This window comes from Streptomyces sp. NPDC087422, assembly GCF_044744145.1.
In the GTDB taxonomy this organism is placed as follows: domain Bacteria; phylum Actinomycetota; class Actinomycetes; order Streptomycetales; family Streptomycetaceae; genus Actinacidiphila.
On sequence record NZ_JBIUXT010000003.1, the window covers coordinates 263,501 to 287,173 of the forward strand.

General features: G+C 71.8%; 19 protein-coding genes. 4 read left to right on the forward strand and 15 right to left on the reverse strand.

The features are described from left to right. Positions 1–10 precede the first annotated feature (10 nt). The 3 genes from ACIO6U_RS10795 to ACIO6U_RS10805 form a co-directional block, all read right to left on the reverse strand. Entirely contained in the window at positions 11–847 is an 837-nt protein-coding gene (locus ACIO6U_RS10795) for a hypothetical protein (protein WP_401717578.1), read from the reverse strand. A gap of 34 nt (positions 848–881) precedes the next feature. Beyond that, complete coding sequence (locus ACIO6U_RS10800) at positions 882–2,741, reverse strand: protein kinase (RefSeq protein ID WP_401717581.1); 1,860 nt, start codon at positions 2,739–2,741, stop codon at positions 882–884. Positions 2,742–2,966: 225 nt separating this feature from the next. Beyond that, on the reverse strand, positions 2,967–3,422 hold the full coding sequence (locus ACIO6U_RS10805) for an NUDIX hydrolase (protein ID WP_401718491.1): 456 nt from the start codon (positions 3,420–3,422) through the stop codon (positions 2,967–2,969). A 581-nt stretch (positions 3,423–4,003) separates the two neighbouring features. Here ACIO6U_RS10805 and ACIO6U_RS10810 point away from each other — a divergent pair. Continuing rightward, positions 4,004–4,789 carry a phosphotransferase gene (locus ACIO6U_RS10810; protein WP_401717584.1) on the forward strand — a complete coding sequence of 262 codons (786 nt, stop codon included), beginning with the start codon at positions 4,004–4,006 and terminating at the stop codon, positions 4,787–4,789. A gap of 53 nt (positions 4,790–4,842) precedes the next feature. Here ACIO6U_RS10810 and ACIO6U_RS10815 read toward each other — a convergent pair whose 3' ends face one another. Beyond that, positions 4,843–7,029: an MMPL family transporter gene (locus tag ACIO6U_RS10815; protein WP_401717587.1), complete on the reverse strand. Its 2,187-nt coding sequence runs from the start codon at positions 7,027–7,029 to the stop codon at positions 4,843–4,845. A 336-nt stretch (positions 7,030–7,365) separates the two neighbouring features. Here ACIO6U_RS10815 and ACIO6U_RS10820 point away from each other — a divergent pair, with 336 nt between their 5' ends. Continuing rightward, positions 7,366–7,944, forward strand: coding sequence for a TetR family transcriptional regulator (locus tag ACIO6U_RS10820; RefSeq protein ID WP_355339816.1), 579 nt, complete (start codon positions 7,366–7,368; stop codon positions 7,942–7,944). 119 nt (positions 7,945–8,063) lie between these two features. Here the strand turns inward: ACIO6U_RS10820 and ACIO6U_RS10825 are convergent, their stop codons facing one another. The 8 genes from ACIO6U_RS10825 to ACIO6U_RS10860 all read right to left on the reverse strand — a co-directional run bounded on the left by ACIO6U_RS10825 (position 8,064) and on the right by ACIO6U_RS10860 (position 18,836). Next, complete coding sequence (locus ACIO6U_RS10825; RefSeq protein ID WP_401717590.1) at positions 8,064–8,813, reverse strand: spermidine synthase; 750 nt, start codon at positions 8,811–8,813, stop codon at positions 8,064–8,066. Positions 8,814–8,954: 141 nt separating this feature from the next. Next, positions 8,955–9,812, reverse strand: coding sequence for an NAD-dependent epimerase/dehydratase family protein (locus ACIO6U_RS10830; protein WP_391121886.1), 858 nt, complete (start codon positions 9,810–9,812; stop codon positions 8,955–8,957). Between the two features lie 11 nt (positions 9,813–9,823). After that, positions 9,824–12,049 (reverse strand): FAD-dependent oxidoreductase, encoded by a 2,226-nt coding sequence (locus ACIO6U_RS10835; RefSeq protein WP_401717593.1) that lies wholly within the window; start codon positions 12,047–12,049, stop codon positions 9,824–9,826. 38 nt (positions 12,050–12,087) lie between these two features. Further along, on the reverse strand, positions 12,088–14,385 hold the full coding sequence (locus ACIO6U_RS10840) for a hypothetical protein (protein WP_401717596.1): 2,298 nt from the start codon (positions 14,383–14,385) through the stop codon (positions 12,088–12,090). A 65-nt stretch (positions 14,386–14,450) separates the two neighbouring features. Next, complete coding sequence (locus ACIO6U_RS10845) at positions 14,451–15,341, reverse strand: carbohydrate ABC transporter permease (RefSeq protein WP_401717599.1); 891 nt, start codon at positions 15,339–15,341, stop codon at positions 14,451–14,453. Next, positions 15,338–16,288 carry a carbohydrate ABC transporter permease gene (locus tag ACIO6U_RS10850; RefSeq protein WP_401717602.1) on the reverse strand — a complete coding sequence of 317 codons (951 nt, stop codon included), beginning with the start codon at positions 16,286–16,288 and terminating at the stop codon, positions 15,338–15,340. The genes ACIO6U_RS10845 and ACIO6U_RS10850 overlap by 4 nt, the downstream gene beginning before the upstream one ends. Before the next feature lie 6 nt (positions 16,289–16,294). Beyond that, a complete protein-coding gene (locus ACIO6U_RS10855) occupies positions 16,295–17,698 on the reverse strand; it encodes an ABC transporter substrate-binding protein (protein WP_401717605.1) in 1,404 nt (467 codons plus the stop codon). Between the two features lie 130 nt (positions 17,699–17,828). Continuing rightward, positions 17,829–18,836: a LacI family DNA-binding transcriptional regulator gene (locus ACIO6U_RS10860; RefSeq protein WP_355339792.1), complete on the reverse strand. Its 1,008-nt coding sequence runs from the start codon at positions 18,834–18,836 to the stop codon at positions 17,829–17,831. 251 nt (positions 18,837–19,087) lie between these two features. On the opposite strand from ACIO6U_RS10860, the gene ACIO6U_RS10865 reads away from it, so the two are divergent. Continuing rightward, positions 19,088–20,230 (forward strand): enolase C-terminal domain-like protein, encoded by a 1,143-nt coding sequence (locus tag ACIO6U_RS10865; protein WP_391041789.1) that lies wholly within the window; start codon positions 19,088–19,090, stop codon positions 20,228–20,230. A gap of 37 nt (positions 20,231–20,267) precedes the next feature. Here ACIO6U_RS10865 and ACIO6U_RS10870 read toward each other — a convergent pair whose 3' ends face one another. After that, complete coding sequence (locus ACIO6U_RS10870; protein WP_401717608.1) at positions 20,268–20,906, reverse strand: NADPH-dependent F420 reductase; 639 nt, start codon at positions 20,904–20,906, stop codon at positions 20,268–20,270. 196 nt (positions 20,907–21,102) lie between these two features. Between ACIO6U_RS10870 and ACIO6U_RS10875 the strand changes: the two genes are divergently transcribed. Continuing rightward, the gene (locus tag ACIO6U_RS10875) at positions 21,103–21,561 is read left to right on the forward strand and encodes a winged helix-turn-helix transcriptional regulator (protein ID WP_391158560.1); all 459 of its coding nucleotides are present in this window, start codon (positions 21,103–21,105) and stop codon (positions 21,559–21,561) included. Positions 21,562–21,664: 103 nt separating this feature from the next. Here the strand turns inward: ACIO6U_RS10875 and ACIO6U_RS10880 are convergent, their stop codons facing one another. Further along, a complete protein-coding gene (locus ACIO6U_RS10880; protein ID WP_391041793.1) occupies positions 21,665–22,639 on the reverse strand; it encodes an aldo/keto reductase in 975 nt (324 codons plus the stop codon). A 48-nt stretch (positions 22,640–22,687) separates the two neighbouring features. After that, positions 22,688–23,551: an aldo/keto reductase gene (locus ACIO6U_RS10885; RefSeq protein ID WP_355339778.1), complete on the reverse strand. Its 864-nt coding sequence runs from the start codon at positions 23,549–23,551 to the stop codon at positions 22,688–22,690. Positions 23,552–23,673: the final 122 nt, after the last annotated feature.

Here is a 23,673-nt window from a genome sequence, read left to right on the forward strand (position 1 = left end):
GTCAACGGCCTCAGGAGCAGCGGTAGGTGAAGGTGTACGACCCCGACTGCCGCTGCGGGGAGAGCACTTCGAGGGTCGCGGTCGCCTGGAGCGTGCCGCGGCCGTCGAAGGACCACAGCAGCACGACGTCGGTGCTGCGCCGCCCCTTCGCCACCCGCTGCCGCAACTCGTCGGACAGCGTGCCGTCGCTGCGCCGCCACCGGTAGCGCACCGTTCCCGCGTCCCCGCTGGTCCGCAGCGTGCCCACCACCTTCGCCGTACTGTGGCAGCCCTGGACGGCGGTGTCGTTGCGGACACTGACGCCGTCGACCTTCACCGAGCCCGGCCAGTGCTGCCACAGCAGATACGCCACCACCCCGAGCAGCACCAGCAGCGCGAGCAGCCAGCCGCCCAACGCCCGTTTCCCGCGCGGCTCTTCGGGCGGCAGCACCGGCTCCCCCGGCCGAACGGTGCCGTGCCACACGGCGGCGGTCCGCTCCGTACCGACCGACGGCTCGGGCCCGTCGGGCACCCCGGGCCCGAAGCGGCGCAGCCCGGGCGCGAAGGTCTCCGCCTCCGGGACCTCGCTGGACCAGGAGTCGGGGTCGAGTACGGTCGCGCCGTCCGGCTCCTCGGTGCCGCCCGCACCGCCCTCGGCGCGCGCGCCGTCCGTATCGCTCGTTCCGCCCGTACCGCGCGCGCCGTCCGTATCGTTCGCGCCGTCCGTATCGCTCGCGCCGCCGAAGCCGAGGTCGCTGAGCCGGAAGGTGCCGTCGTCCGGCGCGGCGGGGGCGGGGGCGGCCTGCGGCCGGGTGCTGAAGTGCAGGCGTGGGTCACGGCTCTGGTCGCGGTCACGGTCGTGCGGCATGGGCGGGTTCCTTGGCGGAGGGCCGAAGTGCGGGTCAGCAGGCGTCGATCGTCTGTGAGGAGCCGTTCCCCTTGCCCGCGGCGGGCGTCGAGGAGACGGTGAGCGTCCAGCCGGGGAAGCGGCTGACGCCGAACGCGTGAGTGTAGGACTGGGTGGAGGACGTCTCGCCCCTGGGGATCGGGTACGACTCGGTGACCGCTCCCGACACGAGTCCCGATGCCGTGGTGTGCGCCCAGGTGAGGACCAAGGTGCCGTCGTCGGCTCCGTTGCCCTGCACGGTGACCGCCGCGACCGCCGTGTGTCCGGCGCCCGCGCTACAGATGAACCGCACGATGGCGACCGAGTCCACGACCAGCGCGGGTGGCGTCGTCGTGGTCGGCGGTGTCGTCGGCGGCGTCGTGGGCGCCGTGGTGGGGGGCGTCGATGTCGGCGCCGATGTCGTCGGGGGATCGACCGGCGCCGTCGTCGTCGTACCGCTCGGTGAGGCGCTGTCCGAGGCGGACGGGGACGGGGACGCGGACCCCGATGCCGAGGGGGACGCGGACGGGGAACCGGACGCCGGGGTGCCGGTCGCGGGGGCGACGGGCTGGCCGGAGACCAGGGAGGTCAGGGCCGAGGGGGTCGAGGCGGCGGTGACCTCGTCGGAGGGACCGTCGCCGCCGGTGGCCACCGCGGTCACGACGAGCCCGGTGGATATCAGGACGGCCGCGACCGCGCCCGCCACCAGTTTGGCGCGCCGCCCGAAGCGGGCCGGGCGTACCGGGCGGTGCCGCTCCAGCGCGACCAGGGCGTCGCCCGGTGCCGCCGCGCCCGGAGTCGGCGCGGGGGCCGCGCCGGAGGCGACGCCCGCCCCCTGCCCGAGCTGCGTGTGCGCGAAGGCCGTCGTCCCCGAGGCGGCGCTGCCGCCGCCGAACGGCAGCAGCAGCGGCAACAGGGCCACGAGCGCGGCGAGTTTGCGCTGCCCGCGCTCCTCCCAGTCCTCGCCGTACGCGGCGCCCGCCACCGCCTGGAGTTCCGCGACGAATTCGGCCGCGCTCTGCGGGCGTTCCTGCGGGGTCTTGCCCAGTCCGCGGGTGACCAGACCGCGCACCGGCTCCGGCACCCGCTCGTCGGGGATGGGCGCTTCGGCGTGCTGCACGGCCAGTTCGAACATCGTCGAGCCGGAGTACGGCTTACTGCCGGTCAGGCACTCGTAGAAGGTCGCGGTGGCCGCGTACACGTCGGTCGCCGGGGTGGCGGGGCCGCCTGCCCACTGCTCGGGCGCCATGTACGACGGCGTGCCCGCGACCGCGCCCGTCTCGCCGCTGCGCACCGCGACGCCGAAGTCCACCAGTTTGGACACGCCGTCCGTGGTGACCAGCACGTTCGCGGGCTTGTAGTCGCGGTGCACCACCCCCGCCGCGTGCGCGGCGGCCAGGCCGAGCAGCGAGCCCTTCAGCACCGCGAGCGCCGGTTCCGGATCGGTCGCGCCCTCCTGCCGCAGCAGCGCGTGCAGCGCGATGCCGTCGACGAGCTCCATCACGATCGCGGCGTTCCCGCCGTCCTCCACGTACTCGTAGAAGCGCGCGATGTACGGCGAGTGCAGGCCGCCGAGGAGTTCCGCCTCGGCGCGGAAGGCGGTGCGAAAGCGCGGGTTGCCGCCGAGGGATCCCGCGAGGTACTTGACCGCCACCGCCGTCCCCGTGGCGATGTGCGTGGCCAGCACGACCCGGCCGGACGCGCCCGCGCCGAGGTCACGTTCGTGTCTGTACCCGGGCACGCTCCACGGCCCGTCCCCGCCCGCGCCGCCCTGGCCCGTACCGCCGTAGCCCGTGCCGCCGCCGCTCGCGGGAGTGCCGCCGTAGCCCTTGGCCGGGTCGTACGCCGGTCTGCCGGAGCCGTCGTTTCCGTCCATCGTGTGCCGTCCCCCTCATCCGCCCCTGCCCGCCCCCCGGCGGCCGTCGCCGCGCTCACGCGCGCTCGTAGGCGTCGACGCAGATTACTGCGGCCGGGGTTCCCCGGCACCCCCTGGCGGGACCGGAGGGTCGAACAGACCGCCGTGTTCACCGGCACCGTGAAGGCCGTGGTCCCCTTCGCCGCGGAGATCGACCTCGGCTCGGTCTGACCGGCGGTGCCGGACTCACGTGGTGGCGTGCATGTGGTGGAGCAGAAGGAGAGCGGCGACGGCGTTGGCCGAGTGGATCTCGCCGCGCTCGATCAGGGTCGGGACCGAGGACAGGGGGACCCATTCGCGGCGCTCGGATTCGAAGTCGTCCTCGGGGTGGCCGATGTGTTCCGCGGTGGTGGACCAGTAGACGTGGTGGCGGCCGTCGGTGAGGCCGTTGGAGGGCTCGACGGTCAGCAGGTGGCGGAGAGGGCCGGGGCGCCAGCCGGTTTCCTCGAGCATTTCGCGGGCGGCCGCGGCTTCGACGTCCTCACCGTGCTCGACGACACCGGCGGCCAGCTCCCAGCCCCAACTGTCGGTGATGAAGCGGTGGCGCCACAGCAGGAGGGCTTCGCCTGCTTCGTTGACGGTGGTGGCCAGGGCGACCGGCCGCTGGCGGATGAGGTAATGATCGAGATGACGGCCGCGCAGGCGCTGTGATTCCTGGCCCTGGGCGAGGGTGAGGGCGGTGACGCTGTGGGCGGCGGCCTGCTCGGGGTTGCCGCGACCGAGGTCGGCGGTGGCGAGCGTGGCCAGACGGTGCACGGAACCGCGCGCGTGCGCCTGGGCGCGTACGGCTTCGGCAGCGTAGGTCTGGGCGGGGGTCCAGTCGCGCAGGCTGATGAGGCTGCCTGGTCGCCCATGCGGGAGAACGCCTTGGCCTGCATCGCGTACAGGTCGGTCGCCAGCGCGGGCAACATGTCGGCGCCGTCACCGGAGGCTTTTGCGAGGCGGAGCGCTTGGTGGAAGTACCGCTGCGCGAGGCCCTGCGCGTCGGAGTCGTACGCGCAGATCCCGGCGACCGCGACCAGGCCGCCCACCGTCGTGCCGAATTGCGATCACGAGTGGGTCGGATGGTCGGGCAAGATTCGCTGCCGGAAGTGCGGGGCGACGCAGTAGCGTGTTCGGCCCCGAAGCGGTCGCCTCGGGGACCTTTCGTCGGAGGTGCCCGGATGCCACGTACCGAATGGGACGCGCTGCCGTCCGCCGTACGGGTAGCGGTGGGTGGGTACGTGGGGGCGGTGACGGGTTGGGTGCCGGTGGCGGAGGGGCTGACGTGCCAGACCGCCGCCGTACTGGCCACCGCGGACGGACGGGTGTTCGTCAAGGGCGTTCCGGTCTCGGACACGGACGGGGTTGTCGGCCAGGACTGGGAAGTCGCGGCGAATCCGCTGGTCGCCGGGGTGGCACCGTTGTTGCTGGCCCGGGTGACGGTCGCCGGGTGGGATGTGCTGGTATTCGAGTACATCGACGGTCGGCACGCCGACCTCACCCCGGGCTCCGCCGACACGGCACTGGTCGCGCGGGCGCTGGCGCGTATGCAGGAGGTGACCGCGGACGGCTTGGCGCCGCGGTTGGGTGACCGCTACGCGCACGTTCTGTCGGATGACGAGCAACTGCTGCTGGCCGGGGACGCGTTGCTGCACACGGATACCAATCCCCACAATTTGCTGATCGGCGCGAGCGGCGCGCGCGTCGTGGACTGGGCCATGGTCGCTTCCGGGCCCGCCTGGGTGGACGTGGCGCTCACCGCGGTGCGGTTGATGGAAGCCGGTTGGCCGGACGAGGCCGCTGTGGCCTGGGCCGGGCGGTTCCCGTCCTGGCGGAGCGCCGACCCCGTGGCCGTGGCCGCGCTCGTCGCGGGCGTCTGCCGGGACTGGGAAGCACGTCTCGGACCCGACGCCGCGCGGCCGAGCAACTTGCGGTATCAGGCGCTGCTCGGCACTGCGGCGGGAACGCGGGCTCGGCGTTTCGCTCGGGACGACGGTGGGGGTGAGCCGGCCGTCGGCTCGGTCTGAACCGCGGAGCGGCCGGGGTCAGGACGGGTCAGGTCAGGTCAGGTCAGGGCGGGTCAGGTCAGGCGGCCGGATTTCAGGTCGTGTTCGAGGCGTTGGCCCTCGATGTCGGGGTCGGGGATGTATGTGGAGAACCACTGGGGGTGGTACCAGACCTTGGAGCGGACGATGGCGAGGACGGCGGGGACGAGGGTGAGGCGGACGACGAAGGCGTCGAGGAAGACGCCGGCGGCGAAGCTGAAGCCGATGGCCTTGATGGTGGGGTCGTCGGTGAACATGAAGGCGACGAAGATGAAGAACATGATGAGGGCCGCGGCGGTGACGACGCGGGCGGACAGGCCGGTGCCGCGCTGCACGGCCCGGCGGGCGTCGCCGTTCTTCGTGTACTCCTCCTTGATGCGGGAGACGACGAAGACCTCGTAGTCGCTGGACAGGCCGAAGATGATGGCCAGCATGATGATCGGCAGGAAGCTGATCGTCTCGGTCGGCGTGATGCCGAAGATCCGCTGGCCCCAGCCCCATTGGAAGGTCGCCACCTGGGCGCCGAGGGCCGCGGCCATCGACAGCAGGAAGCCGAGGATGGACTTGATCGGCACCAGGATGGTGCGGAAGGCGAAGGTCAGCAGGATGAAGGCCAGGCCGACCACGACGATCAGGAAGACCGGCAGCGCGCTGGACAGTTTGGCCGAGACGTCGATGTTGGAGGCCGTGGTGCCACCGACGAGGATGTCGGTGCCGGTCTGACCTTCGAGCTGCTGCCGGTCGTCGCGCAGGGTGTGCACGAGGTCGGCGGTGGCGGGGTCGTTCGGCCCGGTCTTGGGGATCACGCGGATCAGCGAGACCCCGTTCTTGGAGGCCAGCGGCGTCACCTTGACGACGCCCGGCACCTTGGTGAGCCGCGCCGCGATGGCCGCGGTGTCCGCCGGGCTGCTGGTGTTCTGCGCGACGATCAGCAGCGCGCCGTTGAAACCGGCGCCGAAGCCCTCGGTGGTGAGGTCGTACGCCTTGCGCTGGGTGGTGCTCTTCGGCTGGGAGGCGCTGCTGGGCAGGCCGAGCCGGATGTCAAGGGCGGGGATGGCCAGCACGCCGAGCAGGGCGACGCCGCCGATGAGTACGAGGATGCGGTGGCGTACGACGAAGCGGGCCCAGCGGGCGCCGTTGGGGCTGTCCGGGTCGGCGGCCGAACGGCGGGCGACCCGCTCCGCGCGGGCGCCGAGCCAGGGCAGCCGGGTGAATGTGGCGACCTTGGTCCCGGCGAAGCCGAGCATCGCGGGCAGCAGGGTCAGCGCGATGAGCAGCGCGACGGCGACCGAGGCCGCGGCGGCCAGACCCATGACGGTGAGGAACGGGATGCCGACGACGGTGAGCCCGCACAGCGCGATGATCACGGTGAGCGCGGCGAAGACGACGGAGCTGCCCGCCGTGCCCATGGCCAGCGGCACGGACTCCTCGGGCGTCATGCCGTTGAGCAGGTTCGTACGGTGCCGGGACAGGATGAACAGGCCGTAGTCGATGCCGCAGGAGAGCCCGAGCATCAGCGCGACGGTGGTGGAGGCCGAGGCGATGGTGACCACGGACGCGACGGCCGTGATGGCCATCAGCGTGGTGACGACGCCGATGATCGCGCCCAGGATCGGCATGCCCGCCGCGGCGAACGCCCCGAAGGTGATCATCAGGATGAAGAAGGCGACGATCAGGCCGATGAGTTCGGGCAGCTCGGAGATCACCTGCCGCCAGCCCGGATAGACGCTGCCGTTGTACTCGACCTGGACGCCGTCCGCCCGTACGGGCTTCATCGCGTCGTTGAACAGGTCGAGGTTGGCGTCCTTGACGTCGGTGGCCGCCGCCGACCACTGCACCTGGCCGAGCGCGATCTTGTCGTCCTGCGAGACGAGCTTGCCCTGGAACGGGTCGACGACGTTGGAGACCTGAGGGACCGTCCGCAGCTTGGTCATGGCCGACTCGATCACCTTCATGGTGGCCGGGTCGGTGACCTTCCTGCTGCCCTGGGTCGTCGCGAAGACGATCGTGCTCTGGCCGCCGCTGAAGGCGGGCAGCTTGGCGGACAGGACGTCGGACGCGTTCTGCGCCTCGGTGCCGGGGATCGTGAAGTTGTCGTTGGTCTTCCCGCCGCTGATCTGGGCGGCGGCGATGGCGACCACGGCCGCCACCAGCCACAACGCCAGGACCAGCCGTCGGCGCCGGAAGGCGAGCCGGGCGAGTCGGTACAAATAGCTTGACATGGGTACATATCTCCACGGCCGGTTCGGGTAGCGCACGCCGAGCCTGACGTTAAGCATTCACTAGCCGCAGGTCAAGTAAATCGCTTGCCAACGTAAGGTGAGTCGCTGGACACCGGCAGGTGAGTCACTAGTCTTTGGCTGGCGAGTGACCGGGCCTCGGCCGGTGATACGGCACGCCCGCGACCCAGCCCCCGGCCGGTGAGACGGGCCGCCCGCGACCGGCCCGCGACGGGCCCGCGAGGGGGCCGTGACCCGCCGGACGACCGGCTTCCGGGCCCCCGGCGGCTTGTATGCTGCGGTGCGGTCCTCGCGGCCCACGAAGGAGGAGCAAGAACCATGCCGACGCCTGCCAAGGGCATGTCCACCCGTGCGGCGCAGGCCGAGCAGACCAGGCAGCAGATCCTGGACACCGCCCAGCGGCTCTTCCTCGAACTCGGCTACAACGCCACCTCGCTCCAGATGATCGCCGACGAGCTGGGCCTGACGAAGGCCGCCGTCTACTACCACTTCCGCGCGAAGGGCGACATCCTGCACGCGGCGATGCAGCCCGGCATGCGCCGGATGGAGACGCTGCTGGACGACGCCGACGCGATGCGCGGCCGGCGGGCGCGCATCGAGCACGTGGTCAACGGCTTCGCCGAATTCCTCGTCACCAACCGGCACTACGCCGTGATGGCCTCCACCGATCCGGACGCGCGGCACACCACCAAGAACCACGAAGAGGTGGCCGCACTGCACCGGCGCGGCCTCACCCTCTTCTACGGCGAGCAGCCGACACCCGCCGAACGCATCGCCTACAGCACCGCCCTCCTCGCCCCGGAGACCCTGCCGCTCCTCGCCGACCTCTCCGACGAGGAGCTGGGGGAAGCGCTACGGACGACGATGCTGCGGATTCTGCGGGTGCCGAGGGCGTAGCGCCCGCACGTGGGACCGCGCGGGTGCGCGAGCCGGAGTTCCAGGACCGTGTGGTCGCCGAGACCCGCGTCTTTTTGACCACGGAGCCCGCCTGACGGTCCGTCATTACGGCGCCGACGTCAGGACGCCGTGCGCGCCACGTAGATCGTGTTGGTCGCCTCGCCGTCCTGGAGCGGGTTGGGGAAGGTGACGACGTGGGCCTCGGCCGTGGCGAAGGTCTCGCGGAGGGTGGCGGTGAAGGGGTCGTCCGGCGGGTCGTTGGACCACAGGGCGAACACGCCGCCGGGGTGGAGGTGGGCGGCCAGCCGCCGCAGGCCGTCCGGGCGGTAGAGGGCGGCGTGCCGGGGGTGGAGGACGTGGGCGGGCGAGTGGTCGACGTCCAGGAGCACGGCGTGGAAGCGGCGGCCGGGCGTCTCGGGGTCGAGCCCGTCGGCGTCGGCGGCCAGGGCGAAGAAGTCGCCGTGCACGAAGCGGCAGCGCGGGTCGGCCGTCAACTCCGCGCCCAGCGGCACCAGATGCTCCCGGTGCCAGCCGATCACCTCGGCGAGCGCGTCGATGACGACCAGCGACCGTACGCGCGCGTCCTCCAGCGCCGCGCGCGCGGTGTAGCCGAGGCCGAGCCCGCCGACGGCGACATCCGCGTACGAGTCCCCTCCATCGTCCCCGTCCCCGTCCCCGTCCGGGAGTTCGGCCAGGCCGAGCCGGGACAGCGCGATCTCACCGGCGGTGAACAGGCTCGACATCAGGAACTCGTCGCCGAGTTTGACCTCGTGCACGTCCTCGCCGGTCGCCACGTCCCGCCGTCGCCGCAGGCTGATCTCGCCCATCGGCGTCGGACGCCAGTCGATCTCCTCGAAGCGACGGCTCACGTGCTTTTCCTCCGGCCCGACGGCAGCGTTGTACGGGCCAAGGTAGCGGCCCGCGCGGCCTCCGCCTCACCAGCCGTCAACCGCCAGCCCGACCGCGCGGCCGACCGGGCGCCGTCCGGGCGCCGCCCGCCCGGTGTCACCTCACCCGTCGATCAGGCGTTCCGCCGTGAACCCGAACAGCCGCCGCGCCGCCGCCGTGTCGACCGGTGCCGTACGGCCGGGCAGCGGACGCAGTACGCGGGTCGTCGGGTGGAAGCGGCGCATCAACTCCTCGGTAGGGAAGGGCACCAGGATCTCGGGCGCGCACACGTGCACGACATGCGCGCCGGGTTCCGTCACCCGCAGGGCCAGCAGCGCGGCCCGCGCCGCGTCGCCGACCTCCAGATACGTCCACAAGTCCCGCGCGCCGTACGCCGGTTGCTCGGTGACCAGCGCCGCGTGCGCCCGCAGCCGCTCCTCGAAGCCGCCGACGTACGGGTAGCGCAGGCAGACCACGCTCATGGCGTGCCGACGCGCCATCATGGCGGCGGTCACCTCGTCCACCTGCTTGGACAGCCCGTACGGGTCCTCGACCTGGCCGGGCATGGCGGCGTCCACGGGGACGTACGGCGGGTGCGGTGCGGGGTCGCCGGTCCAGGGCAGTCCCGTGACCCCCCACGAACTGGCCAGTGCCACGTGCCGCACCCCTGCCCGCCCGGCCTCCTCCAGTACGGAGAAGGTGGCGAGCGTGTTGCCGCTGAACACCTCCTGCGGCGTGTTGCGTTCGGGCGTCGGGATCGCCGCCAGGTGGACGACCGCGTCGGCGCCGTCCAGGGACCTGCGGACGGTCTCCGGGTCGGCCGCGTCGCCGGTCACGACCAGCCGCGCGCCGAGCCGGCCCAGGTCGCCGGGGTCGTCGAGGACCAGCGCGTTCGCCTCGACGCCGCGCTCGGCGAGCAGCGCGAGGACCGCCCGCCCGATCCGCCCGGCCGCCCCGGTGACCAGCACCCTTGTGACCACCGCCAACTCCCTTACCTGTAGGCCCGTACGGCGACGACGTGCGCGGACGCGGCGCCGTTGGTCGCCTCGACGACGATCCGCACCGCGCGGGCGGTGACCGGCTCCTCCAGGACGTGGACCCGGCGGCGGCGCCGGTTGGCCGTCACGCGGTCCACCACCCGCCAGTCGGCCCCGGACGCGTCGCGCACCTCCACCCGATAGTCCCGTACCAGCGTCGGGAGCGTGTCGAAGGGGGTCCTGTGGTGGTGCAGATTGATCAGGTCCTCGTTGACGTCGTCGTCCGCGACGACCTCGATCCGGCGCAGCGCGACCGGCTCGTCCCACGCCAACTCCAGCCATTCCCGCGCGCCTTCGCGCACCGGCTCCGAGACCCACAGGTGCGGGCCCGCGTACGGCCGGGCGTATCCGTCGACCGCCTTGGCGGGCGCGAACGCGGCCGTCTCCCCCGCCCGCAGGCAGAAGGCCCGCCGCAGCAGGCCGGAGTCCGTCCACTCGCGCAGCGGCTGCGGCGACTCGTCCTGCGGTCGCAGCGGCACCCGCGTGAAGCACAGCACGCCGGGCGTCGGCCGGTCGGCGACGCGCAGCGCGAGCGCCGGGTCGGCGCGGACGACGACGAAGGCGTTGCGCGGGGTGTCCGGCGCCCACTCCAGGCCGGTCTTGACCCACTGCCCGCGCCCGGCGGCGACCGGGACCGACACCGAGCCGACCAGGCGGCGCGGCACGTAGTTCTGCCCCAGCTCCGGGTCGTACAGCTCGACGGTCAGCACGGTGTCGCGCTCGGCGTCCAGCAGCAGTTCGAGGCCGGTGAGCGCGGGGTCGGCCGGGAGGACGAGGCCCGCGTCGGCGGTCAGCGGCCAGGTGGCGTCGGAGGTCTCGACGGTCAGGTCCGCCAGGGTGCTGGACGCCGTCGCCGTCGCCCGCAGCGCCAGGTCGTCCGGGTCGTCGGAGGCGAGCCCGATCACCGAGGCGTCCTCGCGGAGCAACGCCCGGTGCAGCGACGCCACTTCCAGCTCGCGCGGGGAGATCCCGGCGTCCGCGCACAGCGCCGCCGCCGTGCCCGCCGCCTGCCCGATCGTCGCGCAGGTGGCCATCACCCGCGTCGAGCCGAAGGCCACGTGGCTGGCGGAGATGTTCCGCCCGGCGAAGAGCAGATTGGCGGTGTTCACCGAGTACAGGCTGCGGTACGGGATGTGGTAAATGCCGTCCGCGTAGCGCTGTTTGGCGCCCGCCTCGGTGGCGTACATGCCCTGCGGCGGGTGCAGGTCGATGGACCATCCGCCGAAGGCGACGCGGTCGGCGAATTCGGTCTGGCCGAGGATGTCGCCCTGGTGGAGGACGTAGTCGCCGAGGAAGCGCCGGTATTCGCGCTTGCCGGGCAGCGAGCCGACCCACTCCAGCGTCATGGTCTCGGCGTCGAACTCGCCGGAGTTCTTGATGTGGTCCCAGATGCCGTAGATGACCGACCACAGCTCGTCGCGGATGCGCTCGTTGTCGTGGACGGTGTCCAGTTCGCCGCCGAACTCGATCCACCAGTACGCGCAGCCGTTGTCGCCCGCCTTGATGATGCGGCGCTGCGGGATGGACGTCGTGGTGATGTCCTTGGCGAAGTCCGGCGGCACGTACTTGACGGGGCGGCCGGCGTCCTTGGTGTAGAACAGCAGCGTCGAGCCGAGCGTGATGTCGTCGGCGGTCTCGGGCGCCCACGGCTCGTCGTACTCCGCGCGCGCCTCGCGGCCGATGCGGTGCCTGGCCCCGGCCAGGTAGCCGATCAGGCCGTCGCCCGTGCAGTCGAGGAACACCTCGCTCTCGAAGCGGACGCGCCGCTCGGAGCCCATGGTCCAGCCGGTCAGCGCGGTGATCCGGCGCGCGTCGTCGGGACCCTCGGCGTCGACCTCGCGCACATCGGTGTTGAGGTACAGCGTGATGTTGGGCTCGGCGCGCACGGCGTCGAGCACCACGGTGTCCCAGTAGTACGGGTTCCCGTCCGGGTTGCGGTACTGGTTCTCGACGAACAGCTCGCCCATGATGCCGCCCTCGCGGGCGTGGTGGTTCTTGCCGTGCCCGGTGGCACCGCAGACCCACACGCGGACCTCGCTGCTCGAATTGCCGCCGAGCACCGGCCTGTTGTTGACCAGCGCCACGGTCCGGCCCAGCCGGGCGGCGGCGACGGCCGCGCAGACCCCGGCCAGGCCGCCGCCGACGACGGTGATGTCGTGCCGTGCGGTGTCGTTCCTCATGACGTCCTCATGACTCTTCTCGGCCCCTCATGACGTGCTTACTTCCAGTCGGGGTTGGCGGCGAGGCCGTAGTAGACGCGCGGCGCTCCGTCCAGGGTGAGCGTGACCTTCCCGCCGGCCGCGTTCAACGTCCGCTCCTCGCCGACGCAGTTGAGTTCCCGCACCGTCCCGGCCACGGTCCCGGAGTGCGCGACGACCTGCGTCTTCGTCGGCCACGGGTCGGTCCACGGCTCGGGCGAGGCGTACCAGGAGTCGGCGCCGTGGTCGGCGTTGAGGACGTAGCCGTCCTTGCGGGTCCACAGGATCGACACCGGGCCCGAGGGCGTGGTGAACAGCAGCCCCTTCACGTCCGCGTCGGCGAAGACCAACGGCCGTACGTACGTGGCCTGGTCGAGGACGCGCGCGGCCGTCGCGTACGCCAGCAGCGACGGCTTGGCGCTGGTGTCGCGGTGCATCATGCCGCAGTGGAACTCGACGTTGTCCGGGTCGGCCTCCTGCGGGTGGTGGATCGTCGAGTCGTGCAACTGGTACCAGTTGACGCCGCGCACGCCCTCGGACTTGGCCAGCGCCAGGCTCAGCAGCACGTTCTCGGCGGCGTGCCGGTAGGTGTCCTGCCACCAGGAGTTGGGCTTGGTCGGGGCGTACGCCTCGGACATCCACAGCTCCTTCGGCCCGTACTCGGCGATGATCTCCTTGGCCTTGCGCAGCGCGCCGAGGAAGTTCCAGTAGGTGCCGGTGGTGCCCTCCACCCAGTCGTCGGGCGAAGGGGCGTAGTCGGGGGTGAAGTTGCCGCGACCCGGGTGGAAGGCGAAGGCGTCGATGAGGTCCCAGCCGCCCGCCTGCTGGAACTTCTCGGTCCACACGTAGTCCATGCCGCCGAGGCCCGCGTTCATGACCTTCATCGTGGAACCGGCCGCCGCCAGCCGGTCGGTGACCTGCTTCAGCCCGTCGCTGATGTACGCCTCGACGCCCCGGCCCTCCATCCAGGGGGCGTTCACCTCGTTGCCGACCTCGAAGTACTCCGCGGCGGCGGCGGTCGCCTTCGCGGTGTTGGTGTCGGCCCATGCGGCGATCTGGTCCGCGCTGCCGCCGATCGGGATGCCGCTCAACTCCACGTTGTGGTGGATGCCGTGGGCGTCGAGGGTCGCGGTGTCGATGCCGGGCGCGCCCGCGTAGGCGATCCTGATCCGCTTCACGCCGATCAGCTTCAGCAGCGCCAGCACGTCGGCCTGGCTCGGCTTGAGCAGCCAGGGGTAGTTGGCGAGGCCGAACATCGACTCGCCGCCCGCCTGGTAGGCGAAGTCGGGCAGCACAGACAGGTTGGTCCTGGCGAGCGCGGAGTCGGCGCCGCTCACGGCGCTGACCTCGGTGAAGACGATGCCGTGCGCGGGGGCGGCGACCGGGAAGGAGGCGTCCCATGCGGTGCCCGCGGCGACGGTCTGCGAGACGGTGCCGCCGGCGATCTGCGTGCCCGCGAAGTCCCGCGCCCACCACGTCACGGTGACCGGCTTGGCCGCCGAACCGCCGTTGACGACCTGCGCCTTGAGCGTCATCGTCTGCCCGGCGGTCTTGTAGAGGTTGAACGGCTGGTCGGTCCACACCTCCACGCCCAGCGGCCTGCCCGCGGCCAGCACCCCGGCGCCGCGCGGGCGCAGCCCGCCGAGGACGAAGTCCACCGTCGTGGCGGCGGTGTCCGTTCCCGTAGCGGCGCCGGGGGTGTGCAGCCATGTGGCCGTCGTATAGGTGGAGTTGCTGGCGGCCAGGCAGAAGGAGCCCCGGGTGTCGGGCCAGGTCTCGGTGTACGCGGCGCCCGCGTTGACCTCGTACGGGATGCCGCCGCGCGGGTCCTTCGTCCAGGTGGTCAGCGCCTCGTACGACTCGGCCGCGCTCGGCGTCTGGACGGTGCGGGCGACCATGAAGCCGGTGGGCGTCAGGGTGGTGGAGCCGCCGACCTCCCAGGACATGTGGGCCTTGTGCGCGGTGACGTCGAAGGTGCCGCGCACCGTGACGCCGGACGCGCCGCTGCCCATGGTGTACGTGATCCGCACGGCGCTACGGCCGTCGGGCAGCGTGACCTGCGTCGGCGTGCCGCCGTAGGTGCGCTGCTGGCCGAGGACGCTGTCCTTGATCATGAAGTGGCTGATCAGGACGCGGGCGGTGCCCGAGCCGTCGCTGATCAGGACGCTGCCGTCGCTCTGGCCGACGAGCGTGATGCCGTCGGCGGAGACGGTGACCGCGCCCGCGGCGTGCGCGGTCTGGGCGGAGACGGCCGGGAGCAGCGCGGCCCCGGTGGCGACGGCCGTGCCCTGGAGGAATGTACGGCGTGCGACTGGCATGGAGGTGCCTCTCTCTTGTCCCGAAGAGAAGGTGCGTGGATGAAGCGGGGGGGGTGCGGGCGTACTCAGCCCTTGACGCCGGTGAAGCCGAGCCCGGCGACGATGTACTTCTGGCCGACGGCGAAGAACAGGATCGGCGGCGCGACGGCGAGCACCATGGCCGCGATGAGCTGGTCCTGCGGTGCCTGGGTGGCGAGTTGGGCGAGGGCGACGCTGATCGGCTGCTTCTCCGGATCGGTGAGCGCGACCAGCGGCCAGATGAAGTCCTTCCAACTGTGCATGACCGCGAGGAGGCTGATCACGGCGAGCACCGGCCTACTCATCGGCAGCACGATCCTGGTGAGCAGTTGCCAGGTGTTCGCCCCGTCGACCCGTGCCGCGTCGAAGAGTTCCTTCGGCAGCGCGTCGAAGAACTGCTTGGCGAGCAGTACCGTGAAGCCGTTGGTCCCGGCGGGCAGCCAGATCGCCCAGTACGTGTCGCCGAGGTTGAGGTGCAGCAGCGGCAGGTCGATGACGGTCATGAAGAGGCTGACCATGTTCACCGTGTACGGCACGAACATCGTGGCCAGGATCGCGCCGTAGACGGCCTTGCCGAAGCGCGGCTTGAGGACCGACAGCGCGAAGCCCGCCGTCGCGGAGACGAAGAGCTGCACGAACCACGATCCGCCGACCACCAGGAAGGTGTTCATCAGATAGCGGCCGACGCTCAGGTCGGTGTACGTGGTGGCGAAGTTGCCCAGCCGCGGCCGGTCGGGCCACAACGCCAGCGGGTGGTTGGTGAGTTCGGTGGGCGCGGACACCGCGCCCTTGACCATCCAGTACAGCGGTCCGATGCCGATGAGCAGCAGCAGGATCAGTGTCAGCGCCTGGACGGAGCGGACGGCCGCCCGTACGCCGGGCCGCCGCCGGTCGTGGGCGGAGACGAAGGTGGTGAGGGATTCGCTCAGCAGGGTCATGACGTGCTCCAGCCGCGGGTGGCGCGCAGATACACCCCGGACAGCAGGCCCAGCGCGAGCACCATCAGGAAGGAGAGCGCGGCGGCCTGGCCGTACTCGCCGTCCTGGAAGGCGTAGCGGAAGATCAGCAGCAGTACGGTCAGCGTCGCGTTGTCGGGGCCGCCGCCGGTGAAGACGTACGGCTCGGTGAAGACCTGCACGGTGTTGATGAGCTGGACCAGCAGCAACAGGCCGATGACCGAGCGCAGTTGGGGCAGCATGATGTGCCAGATCCGGCGCCAGACGCCCGCGCCGTCCACCTCGGCGGCCTCGTACAGCTCACCGGGGATGCCGACCATCGCGGCCAGGTAGATCAGCACGGCGCCGCCCATCCCGGCCCAGGTGGCCTCCAGGACCAGCGAGAGCATCGCGGTGTCGGAGGACTCCAGCCAGGTGTACGGGCCGAGGCCGACCTTGCCGAGCGCGGTGTTGAACAGGCCGCTGCCCGGGTCGTAGAACCACTTCCACAGCAGGATCGCGACCACGGGCGGGATGACGACCGGCAGATAGACCAGGAAGCGGTACACCCCCGCGCCGCGCCGTACCGTCGACATCACCGCGGCCAGGATCAGCGGCGCGGGGAACCCGATCAGCAGACCGAGGCCGACGAAGAACAGGGTGTTGCCGACGGCGGTGCCGAGCAGCGGATCGTCGAAGACCGCGCGGAAGTTGTCGAAGCCGACCCAGACGGCGGGATCGACGAGATTGGTCCGCTGGAAGCTCAGCAGCAGGCTGCGGACGATCGGCCACCAGGCGAAGAGCCCGAAGACCAGCACGGCCGGGAGCAGGAACAGCCAGGCCGTGATCTGCTTGCGCGCGGCGGTCCCGCCGCGGCGGCGGCCCGCGCTCCCCTTGGCGGGGGCGACGGGTGAGGGCGCGGCGCGCCGGGAGTGGGTGAGCAGGCTCATGAACGGCTACTTCTGGGTGGACTGGTCGGTGGCGAGCTTGGCGTTGACGTCCTTCTCCGCCTTCGCGAGCAGCGCGTCGACGTCCGCGCCGCGGTCGGTGAGCACCGCCTGCACGACCGGGTCGAGCGCGGTGTACAGCGTCTGCGCCTCGTACGGCGGCTCGGGCTTGAGGTCGAGCTTGCCCAGCCCCTGGGTGTACGGCGCGAAGTTGTCGAGCTCGACGTTCACGTACGGCTTGATCGCCGCGTTGATCTCGGTCTGCCGCGCGGTGTCGAAGACCGGCAACGTCGGTACGCCGACCGCCGACTTGGGGTCGGCCGCCAGCGCCTTGGCCTGGCCCGCGGCGGCTTCGGTGCTGTACTGCGGCTCGGCGTAGGCGAAGGTCAGCCACTTCACGGCGGCCGCCGCGTGCTTGGTGTCGGCGGACTTCGGCACCATGTAGATGTCGCCGCCGGTCAGGGTCGCGTTGCCGCCGGACTGCGGCATCGAGGCGACGCCGAAGTCGTCGGTGTTCTCCATGCCGAACTGCGTCTTGGCCAGCCGGTAGGTGCCGGGGCTGCCCATGAACATCCCGACCTGTCCGGCCGCGAACTGCTTGATGACGTCGTTCTGGTTGTTCAGCAGATTCCGGCCGAGCGAATTGTCGCTCCAGCGCATGTCCTTGAGCAGGCCGAGCGCCTTCTTCGTGGCCTCGCCGGTGAGGGTCGCGGTGTACGTGTCGCCCTGCCGCTGTTCGAGGTCGCCGCCGAACGCGTAGGAGAGCATGGCGAGTTGCCAGCCGCCCTGGTTGTCCTTGGACTCCTGGACGAAGCCCGCCCTGCCGGTCTTCGCGGCGATCGCCTTGGCGTCGGCGCGGACCTCGTCCCACGTCGTGGGCGGCTTGTCGGGGTCGAGCCCGGCGGCCTTGAACAGCGCGCGGTTGTAGACCAGGCCCTGGGCGTAAGGATTCTGCGGGACGCCGTAGACCTGGCCCGCGCTGTCGCTCAGCGGCTTGAGGACCTGCGGGTTGAACTCCTTGAAGTGGTCCCAGGACTGGAGCTGGCCGCTGATCGACTGCACCTGCTTCTGCTGGATCAGCCGCTGCGGCTCGGTGAGCGGGACCTTGATGACGTCCTCGACGTTGCCGCCGGCGAGCTTGGCGGAGAAGGTCAGCGGGTCGAAGACGGTGGTGGAGCCCTTGACCTTGATACCGGGGTTGGCCTTCTCGAAGTCGGCGACCTGCTGCTTGAAGAGGGTCAGCGCGGCCTTGTCGGTGGCGGGCGGCATGCCCTGGACGCGGAGGGTGAGGTCGCCGCCGCCGTCGCCGCCGCCGGACTTGCTCGGGGTGACGGCGGAACAGGCCGTGAGGACCACGGACACGGCTATGGCGGTGCAGCCGAGCAGGGCCGCATTACGGGATTGTCTGGACATTTCGTCTCCACGGAGGGCAGGGTGAGGTCGGTGCGGGGTGCCTTGCTGTGAATGGGGGGACGCGGTTCCCGGGGGCGGGTCGCGCCGATGTGCGCCGTGGCGGCCGGTGGGCGCGGGTACGGCGGGTGACTCAGCGGCCCGGCGCGGGCCCGGTGGAGGCGCGGGGGACCAGCCGGGAGCCGATCTCCACGAAGGGGGTGGCCCGCGGGTCGGCGGGCGCGTCGGCACGCGCCGCGCCGTGGCCCGCGATCGTCTCCAGGAGCAGGTCGGCCGCCCGGGTGGCGACCTCCTCCGGGTCGATCCTGATGGTGGTGAGGCTGGGGGTGGAGACGGACGCGAGCAGGGTGTCGTCGATGCCGATGACGCTGACGTCACCGGGCACGCTCACGCCGAGGCTCGCCATCTGGTGCAGGACGCCGAGGGCGACGAGGTCGTTGTGGGCGAGCACGGCCGTCGCGCCGTGCGCGGCGACCAGCGTGGCGGCCAGCACGCCCGTCTCGAACCGCGGCTCGTAGGGCCCGAGTTCGACGAAGGAGACGTCCTGCGCCTCGAAGGACTCGTGGATGGACTTGCCGCGGCTCAGCTCGTCCCGTGAGGCGTTGATGAACACGCACCGGCGGTGGCCGTACGCGCGCAGGTGTTCCACGGCCTGCGCGATCCCGGCCGACAGCGAGATCCGTACCTCGGGGATGCCGGGCACATGGCGGTTGACGACCACCAGCGGCATCTGGTCGGCCAGTTCGCCCAGCCGGTCCTCGGTGAGCGTGGACGCCCACAGCACCAGGCCGTCGACCCGCTTGGAGACCGCCGCGATCGTCTCCAGCTCGTCGGCCTCGCGCTCGTCGCTGTCGGCGACCAGCACGGTGTAGCCGAGCCGCCGGGCGCGGGCCTGCATCGCCTTGACGATCGGCGGGAAGAACGGGTTGGCGATGTCGGGGATGATCAGCCCGAGCGTGCCCGTGCCGCCGCCGCGCAGGCTGCGCGCCGCCGGGTTCGGCGCGTAACCGAGCTTCGCCGCGGCCTCCAGGATGCGCTGCCGGGTCTTCGGCTGCACCTGGTCGGGCGCCGTGAAGGCGCGGGAGACCGTCGACACCGATACGCCCGCGGCGCTCGCCACCTCCCGGATCGTGATTGCCACGGACCGCCTCCTCGCGTCGCTGCTGCCGGATGCCGTGGATCCTTGCGAACGTTCCCGGAGGTGTCAAGAGTGTTACCGCAATGAAAATCTCCAGTGCAGCAGGGTCTTGCGGATCAGGGCGGTCCTTGCGGATGATGCGTTCTCAGCAAGCATGATGAAGTTGCGGGAACGTTTTCATAGCGGCTCACCGGCCGCGGACGGCGCCGCGCACAGTGCCTCACTCGCGGGGGCCTCACTCACGGAGGAGCGGGATGAAGATCACCGGCCTGGAAGTGCTGACCCTCCCCGACCACGGCGACAGCATGATGCTGGTGGTGGTCGACACCGACGAGGGCATCCACGGCCTGGGCGAGGTCGGCATCAGATCCCGGCAGCGGGCGGTCGCGGGCGGCCTCGAACACCTCGCGGAGCTGATCGTCGGCGAGGACCCGCGGCGCATAGAGCACCTGTGGCAGGTGATGTTCCGCCGCGGCTTCTTCCCCGCCGACCGCATCATCGGCGCCGCCATCGCCGCCGTGGACGTCGCCCTGTGGGACATCCGCGGCAAGGCGCTCGGCGTGCCGGTGCACGACCTGCTCGGCGGACGCGTACGGGACTGGGTCCCGGCGTACGTGCACGTCGGCGACGACTACCACGACCGCGAGCGATTCCTCGACCGCTGCCGGGAGTTGGTCGCCGAGGGCTGGCGGCATGTGCGCTTCTCCGCGCCGCACGACGTGGACGACGTCCTTGACGCCCGGCGCTGCCTGCGCGATTCGGTGAGCCTGTTCCACGCGGTGCGGGACGCGCTCGGCGACGAGATCGAGCTGATCCTGGACGTGCACACCCGGCTCGACCCGCCGGAGGCGGTCACCCTGTGCCGCGAGATCGAGGCGGCCCGCCCGTACTTCGTCGAGGACCCGCTGCGCAGCGAGAACCCCGAGAGCTACCGGATGCTGCGCGCGCGGACCGGCGTACCGCTGGCGGCGGGCGAACAGTACGGCTCCAAATGGGAGTTCAGGACCCTGATCGAGGAGGAGCTGATCGACTACGCCCGCGTCGACATCGGGGTGGCGGCCGGGCTGACCGAGGCGAAGAAGATCGCCGCGATGGCGGAGACCCACCACATCAAGCTCGCCACCCACAATCCGCTGGGCCCGGTCACCGCCGCGTCCTCGCTCCAACTCAACCTGGCCTGCCCGAATGTGGCGATCCAGGAACACCAGACGGACCCCGAGCCCGCCATCGCCGCGCTCTTCCCCAGCCGTCCGGCCATCTCCCCCGGCCGCGTCACCCCGACCGACGCGCCGGGCCTCGGCGTCACCCTCGACCGCGACGCCGCCCGCGCCCACCGCGCCACGACGACCGAGCGGCCCCATCTGCGCACGCCGGACGGCGCCTTCACCAACTGGTAGGCGGATCAGGGCACTTCGGACGCGGATTCGGCGGGCGTTACGCGACCGGGGACGGGACGACCGGGACGGCCGCGTTGGGGTCGTGGCCCGCGAAGGCCAGGGTGATGACGAAGCCCGCGACCTCCTCGACCTGGCGGGCGCGGTCCAGTCCGCCGAGGACGGCCGGGGTCGCGGCCACGTCCCGGACGAGGCGGGCGACCACGTCCAGCGCGGCCGGGTCGTCGCCGCAGATCGGGACGGTGACGGTGGGCCCGACGGGGTCGGTCCACTGGGTGGAGGGGAAGAGGTGGAACGCCTTGACCACATGCGCGCCGGGGGCGCGGGCGGCGACGCGCCCGGCCATGGACTCGGCGGGTCCCGTCAGCAGGACTCCGGCGCCGTGCGCCACCGCGTTCGTGGGGTCGATCAGCGGCGTCCCGGCCAGCAGTCCCTCGGTCGCGCCCGCCGCGCCCAGCATGTCCTCCGCGCCGTCCCAGGCGACGGCGAGCAGCACCGCGTCCCGCCCGCTGACGGCCGTCCGGGGTTCGACGGCCCGCGTGCCGCGGCCCAGCGCCTCGGCGAGCGCCGCCGCCTTGGCCGTCGAGCGCCCCGCGACCACCACCTCGTGCCCGGCGCGCAGCCAGCCCTCGCCCAGCGCCCGCGCCAGCGTTCCCGTACCGAGAATCCCGATCCGCATCCTTCGCTCCCTCGACCGTGCCCCTGTGCCGTGGCCCGCCCCGTGCCCGTGGCCTGTGCCGTGACCAGCGCCTTGACCCGCGCTGCGACCAGTCCCCGCCCGGCGCCGTGACCAGCGGCGATCGTCTGACGGATACGGTAGGGAAGCCGATACGCACCGGCCGGTGCGCGAGGGACGGACCATGATGGGTGGCGCGATGAGCCCTCACGAGAGCCCCGACGAGACGCGCGAGAGCCCCGGCGCGCACTGCTACGAACGGGTCGCCGACTGCCGGCTGCGCGCGGCCACCGACCTGTTCGCCCACACCTGGGACCCGGTCGTGCTCGCGGCGCTGCGCACGGGCCCGCGCCGCCGCCGCGCGCTGCGCGCCGCGATCGGCGGGATCAGCGACAAGGTCCTGACCGAGACGCTGCACCGGCTGCTCGGGAACGGCCTGGTGGGCCGCCGGGCGTACGCGGAGGCGCCGCCGCGCGTCGAGTACGGGCTGACCGCGCTGGGCGAGAGCCTGGTCGACGGCCCGATGCGGGCGCTCGGCCGCTGGGCCCTCGACCACGGCGACGAACTCCTCGACGCCCAGGAGGCGGCGCATACGGCGGCGGATGCAGCGGCGCATACGGCGGCGCGCGAAGCGGCGCGGGGCGCCGAGGAGTGGTGAGCAGTCGGTGAGCGGTGATGAGCGGTGCGTCGCGGTGGCTCGCCGTGGTTCACGGTGGCTCGCCGTGGCTCGCCGTGCCTCGCGGTGGTGAGGCGACAGCCCGCTACGACGCGTAGAAGTTCCGCTGCCAGCGGTGCTTGGCGAGGATCGCGAGCTGCTCGTCGGTCAGCGGCGTCCCGTCGCTGACCGCGGTGTTGCGCTCGACATTGCGCACCGACCGCATGCCGGGGATGACGGTGGAGACGGCCGGCGCGCTGAGGACGTAGCGCAGGGCGGTCTCGGCGATGGCGTCGGGGGCGATGCCCAGGTCGTCCACGATCGCCCGGACGCGCTGCTCGACCTGGGCCGGGCGGTCGCCGCGGAAGTAGCGGTTGCGGAAGTCGCCCTCGGGGAAGGTCGTACCGGCCGTGACCGCGCCGGTCAGACCGCCCTCGTCGAGCGCGACGCGGACGATCACGCCGACGCCGTGCTCCTGGCAGGCGGGCAGCAGCGACTCGGCGGGCGTCTGCTCGAAGATGTTGTAGATGACCTGGACGGTGTCCACGACACCGCTGCGGACCAGCGCCAGCGAGTTGTCCGTCTCGTGGTCGTTGATCGAGACGCCGAACAGCCGGATCTTGCCCTGCTGCTTGAGGTCGGCGACGGTCTCCAGCCAGTCGCCCCTGCCGACCCACTCGTCCCGCCAGACGTGGAACTGGAGCACGTCGAAGTGGTCGAGGCCGCTGGCGCGCAGGCTGGTCTCCAGGCTGGCGCGGATGTGCTCGCCGGAGAACGCCTCTTCCGCGGTCACCCCGGCGGGCGCGGGCCATGTGCCGTTGCCCGGCGGGACCTTGGTGGCGACCAGGATCTCGTCACCGGCCGCCGCCCGCTCGCGGACGACCCGGCCGACGATGCGCTCGCTCTCGCCGTAGCCGCGGGCGGTGTCGATGAGGTTCACGCCGAGGTCGACGGCCCGGTGCAGGGCGCGCACCGACTCGTCCTCGGTCGCGCCCACCCACGCCCCCTCGCCGATGCCCCAGGCGCCGTAGCCGATCTCCGACACGGACAGGCCGCTGCGGCCCAGTTCGCGGTAACGCACAGACTTCCTCTTCTCGGGGTTGCGGAATGCGAAGGCGCGGGCGGACCGTCAGCCGGCGGCGCTGAGCCGGGCGATCTCGTCGGCGTCCAGGGTGAGTTCGGCGGCGGCGACCGAGTCGCGGATGGTCTCGGGGCGGCTGGAGCCGGGGATCGGGACGACGACCGGGGACAGCGCGAGCAGCCAGGCCAGGCAGACCTGCTGCGGGCTGACGCCGTGCGCGGCGGCGACCTTGGCGAACTCCCCGTAGGAGGAGCCGAGTTCACCGGCGTGGGCGATACCGCCGAGCGGGCTCCACGGCAGGAAGGCGATGCCCAGCTCGTCGCAGAGCGTCAACTCCGGCTCGCTGGAGCGATACGCGGGCGAGAACTGGTTCTGCACCGACACCAGGCGCCCGCCCAGGATCTCCTGGGACAGCCGGATACGGTCCGGGCTCGCGTTGGAGATGCCCGCCATCCGGATCTTGCCCGCGTCCAGCAGCTCGGCGAGCGCGCCGACCGACTCCTCGTACGGCACGGCGGGGTCGGGCCGGTGGAACTGGTAGAGGCCGATCGCCTCGACCCCGAGCCGCCGCAGCGACGCCTCGCAGGCCGCCTTGATGTGCTCGGGCCTGCCGTCCAGCGTCCACGAACCGTCGCCCGGCCGCAGGTGGCCGCCCTTGGTCGCGACCAGCACGCCGTCGCTGTCGCCGCCGTACGAGGCCAGCGCCTTCGCGATCAGCGACTCGTTGTGCCCGACCTCGTCGGCGTGCCAGTGGTACGCGTCCGCGGTGTCGATCAGGGTCACCCCGGCGTCGAGCGCCGCGTGGATCGTCGCGACGGAACGTGCCTCCTCCGGACGCCCCTCGATCGACATGGGCATCCCGCCCAGCCCGATCGCGCTGACCTCGACGGCACCGATACGACGGCTCTGCATGGTTTCGCGCCTCTCTCATTCCACCTACGACGACAACGGACCTCCAGCTTCACCCGTCGGGCGGGCAGTCGTCCAATAGAAGAAAGCGAACGAATTAAGAAGCGCGGCCGTTCAATGCGCGC

Bases quoted from the DNA above. Each gene is read 5' to 3' on its own strand.
- ACIO6U_RS10795 (WP_401717578.1), bottom strand. From the start codon at position 847: ATGCCGCACGACCGTGACCGCGACCAGAGCCGTGACCCACGCCTGCAC.
- ACIO6U_RS10800 (WP_401717581.1), bottom strand. From the start codon at position 2,741: ATGGACGGAAACGACGGCTCCGGCAGACCGGCGTACGACCCGGCCAAG.
- ACIO6U_RS10815 (WP_401717587.1), bottom strand. From the start codon at position 7,029: ATGTCAAGCTATTTGTACCGACTCGCCCGGCTCGCCTTCCGGCGCCGA.
- ACIO6U_RS10820 (WP_355339816.1), top strand. From the start codon at position 7,366: ATGCCGACGCCTGCCAAGGGCATGTCCACCCGTGCGGCGCAGGCCGAG.
- ACIO6U_RS10835 (WP_401717593.1), bottom strand. From the start codon at position 12,049: ATGAGGAACGACACCGCACGGCACGACATCACCGTCGTCGGCGGCGGC.
- ACIO6U_RS10840 (WP_401717596.1), bottom strand. From the start codon at position 14,385: ATGCCAGTCGCACGCCGTACATTCCTCCAGGGCACGGCCGTCGCCACC.
- ACIO6U_RS10845 (WP_401717599.1), bottom strand. From the start codon at position 15,341: ATGACCCTGCTGAGCGAATCCCTCACCACCTTCGTCTCCGCCCACGAC.
- ACIO6U_RS10850 (WP_401717602.1), bottom strand. From the start codon at position 16,288: ATGAGCCTGCTCACCCACTCCCGGCGCGCCGCGCCCTCACCCGTCGCC.
- ACIO6U_RS10855 (WP_401717605.1), bottom strand. From the start codon at position 17,698: ATGTCCAGACAATCCCGTAATGCGGCCCTGCTCGGCTGCACCGCCATA.
- ACIO6U_RS10865 (WP_391041789.1), top strand. From the start codon at position 19,088: ATGAAGATCACCGGCCTGGAAGTGCTGACCCTCCCCGACCACGGCGAC.
- ACIO6U_RS10870 (WP_401717608.1), bottom strand. From the start codon at position 20,906: ATGCGGATCGGGATTCTCGGTACGGGAACGCTGGCGCGGGCGCTGGGC.
- ACIO6U_RS10875 (WP_391158560.1), top strand. From the start codon at position 21,103: ATGAGCCCTCACGAGAGCCCCGACGAGACGCGCGAGAGCCCCGGCGCG.
- ACIO6U_RS10885 (WP_355339778.1), bottom strand. From the start codon at position 23,551: ATGCAGAGCCGTCGTATCGGTGCCGTCGAGGTCAGCGCGATCGGGCTG.